General features: G+C 57.0%; 15 protein-coding genes. 8 read left to right on the plus strand and 7 right to left on the minus strand.

Going from position 1 to position 14,337, the window contains the following annotated elements; all coding sequences use genetic code 11:
• Window positions 1–99: 99 nt before the first annotated feature.
• From ACSZO1_RS12175 to pspA, 6 genes are all read right to left on the minus strand, one after another.
• A complete protein-coding gene (locus tag ACSZO1_RS12175; protein WP_437612872.1) occupies window positions 100–1,161 on the minus strand; it encodes a YcjF family protein in 1,062 nt (353 codons plus the stop codon).
• Entirely contained in the window at window positions 1,158–2,555 is a 1,398-nt protein-coding gene (locus ACSZO1_RS12180; RefSeq protein WP_437612873.1) for a YcjX family protein, read from the minus strand. The genes ACSZO1_RS12175 and ACSZO1_RS12180 overlap by 4 nt, the downstream gene beginning before the upstream one ends.
• The gene (pspD, locus tag ACSZO1_RS12185; RefSeq protein WP_437612875.1) at window positions 2,536–2,781 is read right to left on the minus strand and encodes a phage shock protein PspD; all 246 of its coding nucleotides are present in this window, start codon (window positions 2,779–2,781) and stop codon (window positions 2,536–2,538) included. The genes ACSZO1_RS12180 and pspD overlap by 20 nt, the downstream gene beginning before the upstream one ends.
• A gap of 55 nt (window positions 2,782–2,836) precedes the next feature.
• Window positions 2,837–3,199 carry an envelope stress response membrane protein PspC gene (gene pspC, locus ACSZO1_RS12190; RefSeq protein ID WP_437612877.1) on the minus strand — a complete coding sequence of 121 codons (363 nt, stop codon included), beginning with the start codon at window positions 3,197–3,199 and terminating at the stop codon, window positions 2,837–2,839.
• Entirely contained in the window at window positions 3,196–3,420 is a 225-nt protein-coding gene (pspB, locus tag ACSZO1_RS12195) for an envelope stress response membrane protein PspB (RefSeq protein WP_437612879.1), read from the minus strand. Before pspB ends, pspC begins: the two co-directional genes overlap by 4 nt.
• Window positions 3,421–3,481: 61 nt before the next feature.
• Window positions 3,482–4,147, minus strand: coding sequence for a phage shock protein PspA (pspA, locus tag ACSZO1_RS12200; RefSeq protein WP_437612881.1), 666 nt, complete (start codon window positions 4,145–4,147; stop codon window positions 3,482–3,484).
• Window positions 4,148–4,329: 182 nt separating this feature from the next.
• Between pspA and pspF the strand changes: the two genes are divergently transcribed.
• The 8 genes from pspF (at window position 4,330) to ACSZO1_RS12240 (ending at window position 13,315) form a co-directional block, all read left to right on the plus strand.
• The gene (pspF, locus tag ACSZO1_RS12205) at window positions 4,330–5,319 is read left to right on the plus strand and encodes a phage shock protein operon transcriptional activator (protein ID WP_437612883.1); all 990 of its coding nucleotides are present in this window, start codon (window positions 4,330–4,332) and stop codon (window positions 5,317–5,319) included.
• A 479-nt stretch (window positions 5,320–5,798) separates the two neighbouring features.
• Window positions 5,799–7,427, plus strand: coding sequence for an ABC transporter substrate-binding protein SapA (sapA, locus tag ACSZO1_RS12210; protein ID WP_437612885.1), 1,629 nt, complete (start codon window positions 5,799–5,801; stop codon window positions 7,425–7,427).
• Entirely contained in the window at window positions 7,424–8,389 is a 966-nt protein-coding gene (gene sapB / locus ACSZO1_RS12215; RefSeq protein WP_437612886.1) for a putrescine export ABC transporter permease SapB, read from the plus strand. The genes sapA and sapB overlap by 4 nt, the downstream gene beginning before the upstream one ends.
• Window positions 8,376–9,266: a putrescine export ABC transporter permease SapC gene (gene sapC / locus ACSZO1_RS12220; protein ID WP_437612888.1), complete on the plus strand. Its 891-nt coding sequence runs from the start codon at window positions 8,376–8,378 to the stop codon at window positions 9,264–9,266. Before sapB ends, sapC begins: the two co-directional genes overlap by 14 nt.
• Window positions 9,266–10,258: a putrescine export ABC transporter ATP-binding protein SapD gene (sapD, locus tag ACSZO1_RS12225; RefSeq protein ID WP_437612890.1), complete on the plus strand. Its 993-nt coding sequence runs from the start codon at window positions 9,266–9,268 to the stop codon at window positions 10,256–10,258. Before sapC ends, sapD begins: the two co-directional genes overlap by 1 nt.
• Entirely contained in the window at window positions 10,258–11,064 is an 807-nt protein-coding gene (gene sapF / locus ACSZO1_RS12230; protein WP_437612892.1) for a putrescine export ABC transporter ATP-binding protein SapF, read from the plus strand. The genes sapD and sapF overlap by 1 nt, the downstream gene beginning before the upstream one ends.
• Before the next feature lie 108 nt (window positions 11,065–11,172).
• Window positions 11,173–11,961 carry an enoyl-ACP reductase FabI gene (gene fabI, locus ACSZO1_RS12235; protein WP_437612894.1) on the plus strand — a complete coding sequence of 263 codons (789 nt, stop codon included), beginning with the start codon at window positions 11,173–11,175 and terminating at the stop codon, window positions 11,959–11,961.
• Window positions 11,962–12,175: 214 nt separating this feature from the next.
• Window positions 12,176–13,315 (plus strand): CMD domain-containing protein, encoded by a 1,140-nt coding sequence (locus ACSZO1_RS12240; RefSeq protein WP_437612896.1) that lies wholly within the window; start codon window positions 12,176–12,178, stop codon window positions 13,313–13,315.
• Here ACSZO1_RS12240 and ACSZO1_RS12245 read toward each other — a convergent pair.
• Complete coding sequence (locus ACSZO1_RS12245; protein ID WP_437612898.1) at window positions 13,312–14,235, minus strand: LysR family transcriptional regulator; 924 nt, start codon at window positions 14,233–14,235, stop codon at window positions 13,312–13,314. The genes ACSZO1_RS12240 and ACSZO1_RS12245 overlap by 4 nt on opposite strands.
• Window positions 14,236–14,337 lie beyond the last annotated feature (102 nt).

The raw sequence follows: 14,337 nt of genomic DNA on the forward strand, positions 1-14,337 counted from the left end.
TTGGCCCTGTTGAAAAAAGAGAAAGCGATACCACTGATAATACGCCAGCTTGCGCCCGGTCAGAAGTGCTCTGTCAGGAAAAGTTGACAGTCTGGCGATTTATTTCTCAGTTTGCTCTTTTTTCTGCAATGTTTCTTTCAGCTGCACCACCAGTTCACGGCGGAAATCGCCCAGCCGCGGTTTGTCCTCTTCCAGCCATGGCAGGGGCCGGCACAGCTCCATCGCCTTAATCCCCAGCCGTGCGGTCAGCAGACCGACACCAATCCCCTGTGCCGCACGGGCGGAAAGCCGGGCGGCAATATCCTGTGACACCCAGTCCATCCCCACCTCGCGCACCAGTTCCGATGCCCCGGCAAAGGCGATATTCAGCAGCACCAGACGGAACAGACGCAGACGGCTGAAATAGCCCAGTTCGATGCCATAGATCGCCGCGATACGGTTCACCAGCCGCAGATTGCGCCAGGCAATAAACGCCATATCCACCAGCGCCAGCGGGCTGACGGCAATCATCAGCGTCGATTCCGCCGCCGAGCGGCTGATTTCGCGCCGTGCCTGACGATCCAGTACCGGCTGCACCAGCTGTGCATACAGCACCACGATTTCGCGGTCATTGTGCGTTTCATGCAGTGATGCCTGCCAGCGCTGTAATGCCGGATGCCCCTGATCCAGCCCGGCCTGACGCGCCAGTTTCTGGCAGAATTCGCGCCCCTGGCCCAGCGCATGGCTGCTGAGCAGTTCCCGGCCAGTATCGCGTTCTTCCGCGCGGGCGCGCAGCTTATACAGCCTTCGCCATTCCGTGGTCAGTGCGCCCGCTCCGGCCGCGACAATCAGTCCACCGGCCACTCCGGCGCCAAGCGTCGCCCAGTCCTGCGCCAGCCACGCGTTGTGTATCCACTGCACGCCCTGCGCCACCACGCTGACGCCAAACAGCCCCAGCCCGGCACCCACCATTTTACGCCACAGGCTGCGCTTTGGCCGCAGCGCCGCTTCCACGGCGCGTTCTCCTGCACTCTCTTCCAGCGCTTCCGGGCCGTCATCCGGCTGCACCATGAATTGCGCAGCAGACTGCGGTTCGAACGCCTGCGCCGGTTTAATCAGCGGCTCCGCAGGCGTCTCCAGCGGTCTGGCAAAATCGATACGCGGTTTTAAGGGTTCCGTCATCGCAGTTTATCTCCCAGTAAAAATTCCAGCGCTGCGTCGACGCGGATATGCGGCAACGGTCGATCGACATCCGTCTGTTGTGGCCGGAACTGCTCAAAGTGAAATCCCTGCTGCTGCCAGAAAGTATTGCCCGGCAGCCGCGGCGGCACTTCGCCCGGATAAAAGGTCAGTGGTTCACCATCCTGCAATCGGTGACCGCGTAACGCCGGGATCTTCTCGCCGTTGTAATCCACCAGCCCGCTCTGCGTCGCCTGTACCGAGGCAAGCCCGACGCAATCCATGCTGATTCCTTCAAAGGCCGCATTCTGCCAGGCGTCCTGCACCAGTTGCTGCAGCAGCGACACCAGGCTGGCATGCTGATCGGCAGTCACGTGGTCCGCTTTGCTGGCGGCAAACAGTAATTTGTCGATAACCGGCGAGAACAGACGGCGGAACAGTGTGCGCTGGCCGTAATGAAAACTTTGCATCAGCTGGGTCAGCGCCAGCCGCATGTCATTAAACGCCTGCGGGCCGCTGTTAAGCGGTTGCAGGCAATCGACCAGCACAATCTGGCGGTCAAATTTCAGAAAGTAGTTTTTGTAAAAGTCTTTCACCACATGCTGGCAGTAGTAGTTGAAACGGGCGCGCAGCGTGCCGATATTGCTCCCTTTATCCGCCTGCGCCAGTTTTGACTCCCCGTCGGCATCGACATCCGGCCACGGGAAAAACTGCAACGCCGGTGCACCCGCCATTTCTCCCGGCAGCACGAAACGGCCTGGCTGGATAAAGTGCATGCCCTGCTGTTTACACTGCAGCAGATAGTCGGTCCACGCCTGGGCAATCTCCGCCAGACGGTTTTCATCGGCCGGCGCCAGCGGGTCCAGCCCCTGACACAGTTCGCGCCAGCGCTGCGACCATTGCAGACGATCGCCCTGCAGCAGACCGGTCATCTGCCGTGACCAGCTGAGATAATCCTGCGCCAGCATCGGCAGGTCGAGCAGCCATTCGCCCGGATAATCGACGATTTCCAGGTACAGGGTGGAGGTTTCTTTAAAATGGCGCAGCAGCGAATCGCGCGAGCGGTAGCGCAGTGCCAGGCGCATTTCGCTGACGCCACGTGTCGGTGTCGGCCACGCGGGCGGCGTGGCATACAGCTGTGTCAGCCCTTCATCATAAGTGAAACGCTGAATCCCCAGATCGCGCTGCGGTACGCGCTTAACGCCAAGCAGCCGCTCTTCGCGCGCCGCGGAAAACAGTGGCAGACGCGCGCCGGCATGGACATTCAGGAGTTGATTAACCAGAGAGGTGATAAACGCGGTTTTGCCACTACGGCTCAGGCCGGTGACCGCCAGGCGCAGATGACGATCCACGCCGCGATTCACCAGCGATATCAGTTCATTTTGCAGTCGTTTCATTCGTCTCCCTGATAAAACGCGCCGACGCCCTGCGCATCACCCGCGCCAGAATCGGTTCCAGCGCCAGTGTCAGTAAAATGCGCAACGGGCGACGGGCAATCGATTTTACGGCCCAGCCGGCGATACCTGCCGGTGCATAAGTCACTGCACTGATAATGATAAATTTACCTGCCGATTTCAACGCGGGCGCGGCGCGACGGCGTAAACTGTGTGGCCAGACTGGCATGGTGACGTCTCCCGTGGTTAACCGGGCCGGTTAACTGGCCCGCGTGAAACAAAAATCAGAGCTGGCGAAAGCGGCTGCGCACACTGAACGTTTCCGAGGTGACGTAACGTTCCATCTGGCGTAAGCGCCCTTCGCTGCCCTGCAGTTCGTTGCCGAGTTCATTCAGCAACTGGTGTGGGCTAGGTGTTTTTTCCGCCATTTCCGCTTCTGGCGGCAGCGGGTCCAGCAGCCAGCCCAGCACGAAGTAGGCGATAATGGTAAACATAAACAGGCCGAAGAACAGCGACAGCACCACGATCACCCGCACCAGCCGTACCGGAATATCCAGATACTGTGCCAGTCCGGCGCACACGCCGCTGATTTTCCCCTGCTGCGGAATACGCCACAGCTTTTTTCCTTTGATGGTCAGTCCGCTCATGGCTGCCTCCACTCCGGATGCTCAGCATCGAGGATCTCTTCCAGCGCCTGAATACGCTCACGCATACGGCGGGCATCCTGGGTTAACTGTTGCAGACGCTGAACATCACCGCTGGATAATTCAGCGCCACTGCTGCGATTGCTGTAATGCAGCCATAACCAAATCGGCGCGACAAACAGCACAAAGATCGTCAGCGGGATGGCAAGAAATAACGCGCTCATTCACTCTCCCTGGTTTTCACGTTGAGATAACGATGGGCATCACACCCGATGCCCGACATGTTTATTCACTGCGGTTCATTTTGGCTTTTAACGCTTTCAGCTGTTCGCTGATTTCATCATCGGCCTTCAGCTCAGCAAACTCCTGATCCAGCGTTTTCTTTTTGCCAAAGCTGTTACTTTCCGCTTCTGCTTCCATCTGATCGATACGGCGTTCAAACGATTCGAAACGCGCCATCGCCTGGTCCAGCTTGCCGCTGTCGAGCTGGCGGCGCACATCGCGTGATGAAGACGCCGCCTGGTGACGCAGTGTCAGCGCCTGCTGACGGGCACGGGTTTCACTCAGCTTCTGCTCAAGCTCGCCAATCTCGCCTTTCATGCGATCCAGCGTTTCTTCCACCTGCGCCACTTCCAGTTTCAGGCTGGCAATCAGGTCGGTCAGCTTCTGCTTTTCAATCAGCGCCGCACGCGCCAGATCGTCTTTATCTTTACGCAGCGCCAGCTCGGCTTTCTCCTGCCACTCATTCTGCTGGCCTTCCGCCTGCTCAATCCGGCGGATCAGCTGTTTCTTTTCTGCCAGTGCACGCGCGGAGGTGGAACGCACTTCCACCAGCGTATCTTCCATTTCCTGAATCATCAGGCGCACCAGTTTTTGCGGGTCTTCTGCTTTATCCAGCAGCGAATTGATGTTGGCGTTCACGATATCGGCAAAACGAGAAAAAATACCCATTGTTCACATCCTCATGCATATTGTCGGTGTTGCGCCCTGCGCGTCATAACAGATTCTCTCTCTGTACTATTCAAAATGCGTGCCAGATTGTATGTCATTGATTTTACGTGAACGCACCGCTTTACAGCTGAATTTCACTGGCGTAAGGTGGTTTTTCTCACTAACATCTGGTGAATTTGACGATGAGCAAACATATCGAAACGCTGCTGGGCGAAGCGAACAACTTTCTCGAAGTGCTGGAACAGGTTTCACGCCTCGCGCCGCTGAATAAACCGGTGCTGGTGATCGGTGAACGCGGCACCGGTAAAGAGCTGATCGCCAGTCGTCTGCACTATCTGTCCGACCGCTGGCAGGGGCCGTTTATCTCGCTGAACTGCGCGGCGCTGAATGAAAATCTGCTCGATTCGGAACTGTTTGGTCATGAGGCTGGCGCGTTTACCGGCGCACAGAAACGCCACCTCGGCCGTTTTGAACGCGCCGATGGCGGCACCCTGTTTCTCGATGAACTGGCGACCGCACCAATGCTGGTGCAGGAAAAGCTGCTGAGGGTGATTGAATACGGGCAACTGGAGCGTGTAGGCGGCAGCCAGCCGCTGCAGGTGAGCGTGCGTCTGGTGTGCGCAACGAACGATGATTTACCGGCGCTGGCGCACGCCGGTAAATTCCGCGCCGACCTGCTGGACAGGCTGGCGTTTGACGTAGTGCAACTGCCGCCGCTACGCGAACGGCAAAGTGATATCCTGGTGTTGGCGCAACATTTCGCCATTCAAATGTGTCGTGAGCTGGGGCTGCCGCTGTTTCCCGGCTTTTCCCCGCTGGCTCAGCAAGTCCTGCTGGACTATCACTGGCCGGGTAATATTCGTGAACTGAAAAACGTAGTGGAACGTTCCGTGTATCGCCATCACGACAGCGAACATCCACTGGACAACATTATTCTTAACCCTTTCCGGCAGAGCAGCGTCAGCAATGACACTCCCCGCACCAGTGCCGCCTTCCCTGAGTTGCCGCTGGACTTACGTCAGTGGCAGAACCAGCAGGAAAGAGCGTTACTGGAAAAGAGCCTGCAGCAGGCGCATTTTAATCAGCGTCGTGCTGCACAGTTACTCGGCGTGACGTATCACCAGTTACGCGCCATGCTGAAAAAGCATGATGTGTCCGTCAGTCCGGAATGAGATTCGTGTCGCTTATCTTATGCTCTGCCTGTACTCGTTAACAGGTGCGATTTGTCTTAAAAGTGTCAAAAACGCGCAAAAAATAAGATAAGCGATTCATTCGTATCGGATTTACAGAACACCACGGCAGAAAAAAACAGACAAATCACGCGCATCGCGCACCAATAAAAAAAAAGCCCGCGCAAGGCGGGCTAAAAATACTGGAAGCAATGTGAGCAATGTCGTGCTCTTCTTCGGTAGAGCCACCGTTGAAGCGCAGAAGAATAGTAATCATTCTCACTACCATCTGTAAAGCACTTTGTTGAGAATTTTTCTCATTTCCATACTAACATCAGGCGTATTATCACACTCCGCAACAGAATAATGGCCTCTGCCACGCTGAAAATCGCCTGGAAAAGAGACGCTTACCCTGACAAATTTTGGGTCGGCACACAGAGTGCGATACACTGAATGCATTGCCCGTGAACCTGACGAACCTCATGCCAAAACTATTCTCCACCCTGCTACTTGGACTCAGCGTGCTTAGCGGCGCTGCCTGGTCAGCGACGCCTGGCGACATTCGCCAGACCGGCTTTGTCTACTGCGTCAGCGGCGTGATGAACACCTTTAATCCACAGCTCGCCAGTAGCGGGCTGGCGGTGGATACGCTGGCGGCTCAGCTTTATGATCGTCTGCTGGATGTCGACCCGTATACCTATCGTCTGATCCCCGAACTGGCCTCAAGCTGGGAAGTGCTGGATAACGGCGCGACTTATCGTTTCCACCTGCGCCGCAATGTGCCTTTCCAGCACACGGAGTGGTTCCGTCCGTCAAGGCCAATGAATGCCGATGACGTGGTGTTCAGCTTTGGGCGTATGTTTAACCGCCAGCATCCCTGGCACAATGTCAGCGGCGGCAGCTACCCCTACTTTGACAGCCTGCAATTCTCCGATGCCGTGCAGAGCATCAAAAAGCTGGATAACGATACCGTCGAGTTTCGTCTTAACAGCCCGGATGCCTCTTTCCTCTGGCATCTGGCGACCCACTATGCACCTGTGCTCTCCGCCGAATATGCCGCGCAACTGAGCAAAATTAACCGCCAGGAGTTACTCGACCGCCAGCCGATAGGCACGGGTCCGTTTATGCTGGATGAGTATCGTACCGGGCAATATATTCGCCTGGCGCGCAATCCGGAGTACTGGAAAGGCATTCCGCGCATGCCGCAGGTGGTGATTGACCTTGGCGCAGGCGGTACAGGACGGCTGTCAAAGCTGTTAACCGGCGAATGTGATGTGCTGGCCTACCCGGCGGCCAGTCAGCTGTCGATTCTGCGCGACGATCCGCGTCTGCGTCTGACGTTGCGCCCTGGGATGAACATTGCTTACCTGGCGTTCAATACCCGCAAGCCGCCGCTGGATCGCCCGGAAGTCCGCCAGGCACTGGCGCTGGCGATTAATAATGAACGTCTGATGGAGTCGATTTACTACGGCACTGCCGAAACCGCGGCCTCCGTTCTGCCGCGTGCCTCGTGGGCCTATGACAATGATGCCCGCGTGACACCTTATGACCCGCAACGCGCACGCGACGAACTGCAGAAACTCGGTGTCGAAAACCTGCACCTGCGCCTGTGGGTGCCAACCGCCTCGCAATCCTGGAACCCCAGTCCGCTCAAAACCGCCGAACTGATTCAGGCGGATATGGCGCAGGTCGGCGTGCGCGTGACAATCGTGCCGGTTGACGGGCGTTTCCAGGAAGCACGACTGATGGAAATGAACCACGACCTGACGCTGACCGGCTGGTCGACCGACAGTAATGACCCGGACAGTTTCTTCCGCCCGTTGCTGAGCTGTGCGGCCATCCGTTCGCAGACCAATTTCGCCCACTGGTGTAATCCGGCCTTTGACGAAGTGCTGCAGAAAGCACTGGTGTCACAGCAGCTGGTGGCGCGTATTGACCATTATCGCGATGCCCAGCACCGTCTGGCACAGGAGCTGCCGGTGCTGCCGCTGGCGTCATCGTTGCGTCTGCAGGCCTACCGCCACGACATCCAGGGTCTGGTGCTCAGTCCGTTCGGCAACGCCTCATTCGCTGGCGTGCACCGTGACGGCAGCGCGGAGAGCAAACCATGATTATCTACACCTTACGCCGTCTGGTACTGCTGCTGGCAACCCTGTTTATGCTGACGCTGGTGGGGTTCAGTCTGAGCTACTTCACACCAAATGCACCGCTGCAGGGCGCATCGCTGTTCGATGCCTGGTGGTTCTGGTTTAAAGGCGTGTTGCAGTTTGATTTTGGCGTCTCCAGCATCAACGGCCAGCCGATTACCCAGCAGCTGCGCGAAGTGTTCCCTGCCACCATGGAGCTGTGCCTGCTGTCGTTTAGCCTGGCGCTGCTGGTAGGCATTCCGCTTGGCATAATTGCTGGCGTGATGCGCAATAACTGGCAGGACAAAGTGATTAGCGCACTGGCGCTGCTCGGATTTTCCCTGCCGGTGTTCTGGCTGGCGCTGCTGCTGACGCTGTTCTTCTCACTGAACCTTGGCTGGCTGCCAGTTGCCGGGCGCTATGACCTGCTCTATCCGCTGCAAAACGTGACCGGCTTTGCCCTGATTGACGCCTGGCTGAGTCATTCGCCGTGGCGCGAAGAGATGATCATGAGCGTTCTGCTTCATATGGTGTTACCGGTCACGGCGCTGGCGGTGGCGCCGACCACCGAAGTGATCCGTCTGATGCGTATCAGCACCAGTGACGTTATCGACAAGAACTATGTCAAAGCAGCGGCAACCCGTGGCCTTTCGCGCTTTACCGTCATTCGCCGCCACGTGCTGCACAATGCCCTGCCGCCAGTGATCCCGCGCCTCGGACTGCAGTTCGCCACTATGCTGACGCTGGCGATGATTACCGAAGTGGTGTTCAGCTGGCCCGGCCTGGGGCGCTGGCTCATTAATGCGATTCATCAGCAGGATTATGCCGCGATTTCCGCTGGCGTGATGGTGGTCGGTGGTCTGGTGATTACCGTGAATGTGCTTTCCGACATCCTCGGCGCGATGACCAATCCGCTGAAACATAAGGAGTGGTATGCCCTCAGATAATATCTACGCCGAAAAGCGCCTGCCCAGTTCGTTCCGTACCACCTGGCGGCTGTTTTATCGTGACACCACCGCGATGGTGGGCTTTTACGGTTTTATCGCCCTGCTGTTGCTGTGCCTGTTTGGCGGCCTGCTGGCACCCTATGGCCTCGATCAACAATTCCTCGGCTATCAGCTACTGCCACCGTCATGGTCGCGCTATGGCGATGTCTCCTTCTTTCTTGGCACCGATGATTTAGGCCGCGATGTGCTGAGTCGCCTGTTAAGCGGCGCGGCGCCAACGGTGGGTTCGGCGATACTGGTCACCTTGCTGGCCGCACTGTGTGCCATGGTGATTGGCGTGCTGGCGGGTCTGACTCATGGCCTGCGTTCCGCGCTGCTAAATCATATTCTCGATACGCTGCTGTCGATCCCGTCACTGCTGCTGGCGATTGTGGTAGTGGCGTTTCTCGGCCCGCGGCTGGAACATGCCATGCTGGCGGTGTGGCTGGCGATCCTGCCGCGGCTGGTGCGCGCCATCTACAGCGCCGTGCATGATGAACTGGAAAAAGATTATGTGATCGCTGCGCGACTCGATGGCGCCAGCAGTGTGACGATTCTCTGGCATACCATTCTGCCCAATATTCTGTCGCTGCTGGTCACCGAGTTTACCCGTGCCCTGTCGATGGCAATTCTTGATATCGCCGCGCTGGGTTTTCTCGATCTTGGCGCGCAGCTCCCCTCTCCGGAATGGGGTGCGATGCTGGGTGATGCGCTGGAACTGATCTATGTTGCGCCCTGGACCGTGATGTTACCCGGCGCAGCGATTATGATCAGTGTGTTGATTGTTAACCTGCTGGGCGACGGCATTCGCCGTGCGATTGATGCAGGAGTGGAATAATGCCCTTACTCGATATTCGCAATCTGACGATTGAATTTATGACCGCCGACGGGCCGGTCAAAGCGGTGGATCGCGTCAGCATTACCCTGACCGAAGGGGAAGTGCGCGGTCTGGTCGGCGAGTCGGGTTCCGGCAAAAGTCTGATCGCCAAAGCGATTTGCGGCGTGACCAAAGATAACTGGCGCGTCACCGCCGACCGCATGCGTTTCGATGATATCGATTTGCTGCATCTGTCGCCACGCGAACGGCGGCGTATCGTCGGCCACAATATGTCGATGATTTTCCAGGAACCGCAGTCCTGCCTCGATCCGTCAGAGCGGATTGGCCGCCAGATTATGCAGGCAATCCCCGGCTGGACCTGGAAAGGTCGCTGGTATCAGCGCTTTCGCTGGCGTCACCGCCGGGCAATTGAGCTACTGCACCGCGTCGGGATTAAAGATCACCGCGATATCATGCGCAGCTTCCCGTATGAGCTGACCGATGGCGAATGCCAGAAAGTGATGATTGCGATTGCGCTGGCGAACCAGCCGCGTCTGCTGATCGCCGATGAACCGACCAACGCCATGGAACCCACCACGCAGGCGCAGATTTTCCGTCTGCTGTCGCGGCTGAACCAGAACAACAACACCACCATTCTGCTGATCAGCCATGACCTGCAGATGATGAGCCACTGGGCCGATAAAATTAATGTGATGTATTGCGGCCAGACGGTGGAGACCGCGCAGAGTGAAGACCTGATTAGCGCACCGCATCACCCTTATACCCAGGCGCTGATCCGCGCGATGCCCGATTTTGGCCGCTCGCTGCCGCATAAAAGCCGTCTGAATACTCTGCCGGGGGCCATCCCCTCACTGGAACATCTGCCGATGGGTTGTCGCCTTGGCCCGCGCTGCCCTTACGCCCAGCGCAAATGCATTGATACTCCGCGCCTGACGGGTCAGCGCACGCATCTGTATGCCTGCCATTTCCCGCTGAATATGGAGGAGCAGTGATGATCGAAACACTGCTTGAGGTGCGTAATCTGAGCAAGACTTACCGCTACCGCACCGGCCTGTTCCGTCGTCAGCATGTTGAAGCCGTTAAAGATGTCAGCTTTACCCTGCGCGAAGGGCAGACACTGGCGATTATCGGCGAAAATGGCTCGGGCAAGTCGACGCTGGCGAAAATGCTAAGCGGTATGGTGGCGCCAACTCACGGGGAGATCGTGATCGATGACCATCCGCTGGCGTATGGCGATTACGGCTATCGCAGCCAGCGCATCCGGATGATTTTTCAGGACCCGTCAACCGCACTGAATCCGCGTCAGCGCATCAGCCAGATCCTCGATTTGCCGCTGCGTCTGAACAGCGATCTGGATGCCGCTGCCCGCGAAAAACGCATTATCGCCACGCTGCGCCAGGTGGGGCTGCTGCGCGATCACGCCGCCTATTATCCGCATATGCTGGCCCCAGGGCAGAAGCAGCGTATCGGTCTGGCGCGCGCCCTGATCCTGCAGCCCAAAGTGATCATTGCCGACGAAGCGCTGGCCTCGCTCGATATGTCGATGCGCTCACAGCTGATTAACCTGATGCTTGAACTGCAGGAGAAACACGGTATCTCTTATATTTATGTCACGCAGCACCTCGGCATGATGAAGCATATCAGCGATCAGGTGCTGGTGATGCATCAGGGCGAAGTGGTCGAGCGCGGTAGCACCGCTGATGTGCTGGCCTCGCCGCTGCATGATCTCACCAAACGCCTGATCGCCAGCCATTTCGGCGAAGCGTTAACCGCCGATGCCTGGCGCAGAGATCGTTGATATAACAATAGCCAGAGACTCGTGCTAGAATGCCGGGTCGATTAACGTCGGTCGCTTATTTATTGTTCAATGCGGCCGCCAACAACAATGACCATAAGGATTACAGCTATGGGTTTTCTTTCCGGTAAGCGCATTCTGATTACTGGCGTTGCCAGTAAACTCTCTATCGCATACGGTATTGCACAAGCGATGCACAAACAGGGCGCTGAACTGGCCTTCACCTATCAGAATGAGAAGCTGAAGGGTCGTGTCGAAGAGTTCGCTAAAGAACTCGGTTCTGACATCGTTCTGCCTTGTGACGTTGCTGAAGATGAGAGCATCAAAGCGCTGTTTGCCGAGCTGGCAAAAACCTGGCCAAAATTTGACGGATTCGTCCACTCTATCGGCTATGCACCGGCTGACCAGCTGGATGGCGACTACGTCAACGCCGTCACCCGCGAAGGCTTCAAAATCGCTCACGACATCAGCGCATACAGCTTTGTGGCGATGGCGAAAGAGTGCCGCGCGATGCTGAACCCGAACGCAGCTCTGCTGACCCTGTCTTACCTGGGTGCTGAGCGTGCGATCCCTAACTACAACGTGATGGGTCTGGCGAAAGCGTCTCTGGAAGCAAACGTACGTTACATGGCTAACGCGATGGGTCCGGAAAGCGTGCGTGTTAACGCCATCTCCGCAGGTCCAATCCGTACCCTGGCGGCGTCTGGCATCAAAGACTTCCGTAAAATGCTGTCTCACTGCGAAGCGGTTACCCCGATTCGCCGCACTGTGACCACTGAAGATGTCGGTAACTCCGCAGCCTTCCTGTGTTCCGACCTGGCGGGTGGTGTGACGGGTGAAGTTCTGCACGTTGACGGCGGTTTCAGCATCGCTGCAATGAACGAGCTGGAACTGAAATAAGTTGCGCGGGCGAGGCTTGCCTCGCCCTCTTCCCACCGTCAATCATCCCACTCCTGCTCTGTTATACCTTTCCGCTATTAATTATCACTCATCATTCTTTTGTTAGCCCGTCGCGTTACGCCAAGATAACTGTGCCATCCAGGCCCGGTGTCCATGTCTCTGCTGATGCCATACCAGCGAACATCGGGTCAGTTAACATGAAAAAGGAATGACCATGGAGCAACGCCGTTATCCCGGCAACCAGCACTGGTATCACGAAACACAATCCAGTGTCAGTGCTGAGAAGGGGTCGCCGCTGGTTCCCGAAGCCGCGGAGGTCGAAGACCGTTTTCTGTTGGGCCTGATGCAGCAGGCAGACGCACCACTTCAGTCGACGCTGCGGTCACATATTTCCGTTTTGCAGATTGCCCGTCAGCTCAACAGCATTCTGTTGCCCGACCACCTGCAAACCTCGCTCACCCACACGCTGACTCTGTATGACCGCCTGTGCACCGCGCTTACCGTCGCCCAGGTTACCGGTATTCAGCGGATGTGCAATCATTATGCCGCGCGGCTCAATCCGCTACCCGGCCCCGACTCCTCACGCGAAAGCAATAATCGCCTGACACAAATCACCCAATACTCGCGCCAGCTGGCAAGCCAGCCAACACTGATTGATAACGCGGCATTGCGTCGTCTGGAGGAGGTCGGACTGACCGAACCCGATATCATCACCTTCAGCCAGATCATTGGCTACGTGAGTTATCAGGCCAGGGTTGTCGCCGGTATTCAGGCGCTGATGGCATTGCCGGTACGCTGGATCCCCGGCACGGTCACGTCTGCTGATGCCGATGCCGAACGCTTTGCAGAACCCGCACTCTGGCAACCGCAACTGCCGCCAGTGGAGCTGCGCTACGCGACAGCGGAACAGCTTGAAGCCCTGACGTTCTGTCAGCCACAGCCTGTGCTGACAGAGAGCGCCTGGCTGTTCGTCCACGATGCAAAAGCATTGAACGGCCTGGCGCAGCTGTTGATCACACTGGATGAACAGAGCAGCGAACAGGATCACCTGGCAGCAGCGGTCAGCGCACGAATTAACGGCAGCGTCAGCTGCTTTGCGCAATATCAGGGAGAGTTGCGTGATGCATTAATTGACGGCATCGATGATGCGCTGAGTGCCAGTAAGCAGCAACCCGAGATCGCGGCGCTGATTCAGGCCGCGGCACAACTCACACGCGCACCGGAACGCTTTAGCGCCGCACATTTGCAACCGCTGGTGGAACAGGGTTATACACCAGCACAGCTGTTCCGTGTGATTCAGCATGTTGCTTTTGCTAACTGGCATAACCGTCTGAATCAGTCGCTGGGTGGTTAACCCTGAATAAAAGGCCGTTTGTTATCCGTTAACCAGCGGCGAACCTCATCAAAGAAATGCTGAGCCAGTGGCGTTGCACGCCCTGGTTCAGCAATCACCACCGCCGCATGGCGTGCCATCGCTTCAATCAACAGTTTGCGGCTGTGCAGATCGGGCATCATTTCCGGCAGTAAATGCCCGACAGGCGAGATCAGACAACCCAGTCCGACCTGCACCGCCTGCGCCAGCTGGAATACCGATGTGGTTTCCAGTACCACGCGCAACGCCAGGCCAGCCTCACGAAAATGGCTGTCGATATAGCGACGGAAATAGCGTGTTGGCTCCGCCAGGCACAACGGCAGGCCGGACACTTCACTCAGCGTCAGCGGCTCGTCACTCCCCGGCAGGTGAGGAAAATGCTGCGGATTAAACACTAATTCAACGCCGTTATCCTGCAAGGCTTCTGCCTGGAAATGCAGTTCACGCAGTGTGGCCATCTCAAAGAAACCGATGCCGACATCCACCGTATGGCTGTTAAGCGCCTCCAGCAGTTGATCTGCGCTTAACACCGCTACCCGGTAATCCAGCTGAGGATAGCGATCGCTAATCGCTTTCAGCATCAGCGGCAGCGAAATACTGCATTGCGGCACCACACCAATCCGCAGAGTGCCATTGACGCCATGCTTTAGCGATTCGACTTCCAGTTTCAGTCCCTGGTAGACCGAGACAATCTCACGCGCCCAGGCCAGTACCCGCTCCCCTTCAGCGGTGAAACCGGCGAAGTTATTACTGCGATTAATCAGCGACAGTCCCAGCTCACGCTCAAGGTTTTTTAAGCGCATCGATAACGTAGGCTGACTGACAAAACTGGCCTCTGCCGCACGACCAAAATGTCGCTCACGTTCCAGGTTGCAGAGATAGATGAGCTGTTTGATGTCCATAATTGTCTTTATCTCAATATGTTAATCCGCGAATTCAGATAATAAGTGCAACGCTTGGTCATGTGGATGGAGGGACGGTTAGCTACCGATAAGCTATCCTGC

It is taken from the genome of Erwinia sp. V71 (assembly GCF_965644245.1).
Lineage (GTDB): Bacteria > Pseudomonadota > Gammaproteobacteria > Enterobacterales > Enterobacteriaceae > Erwinia.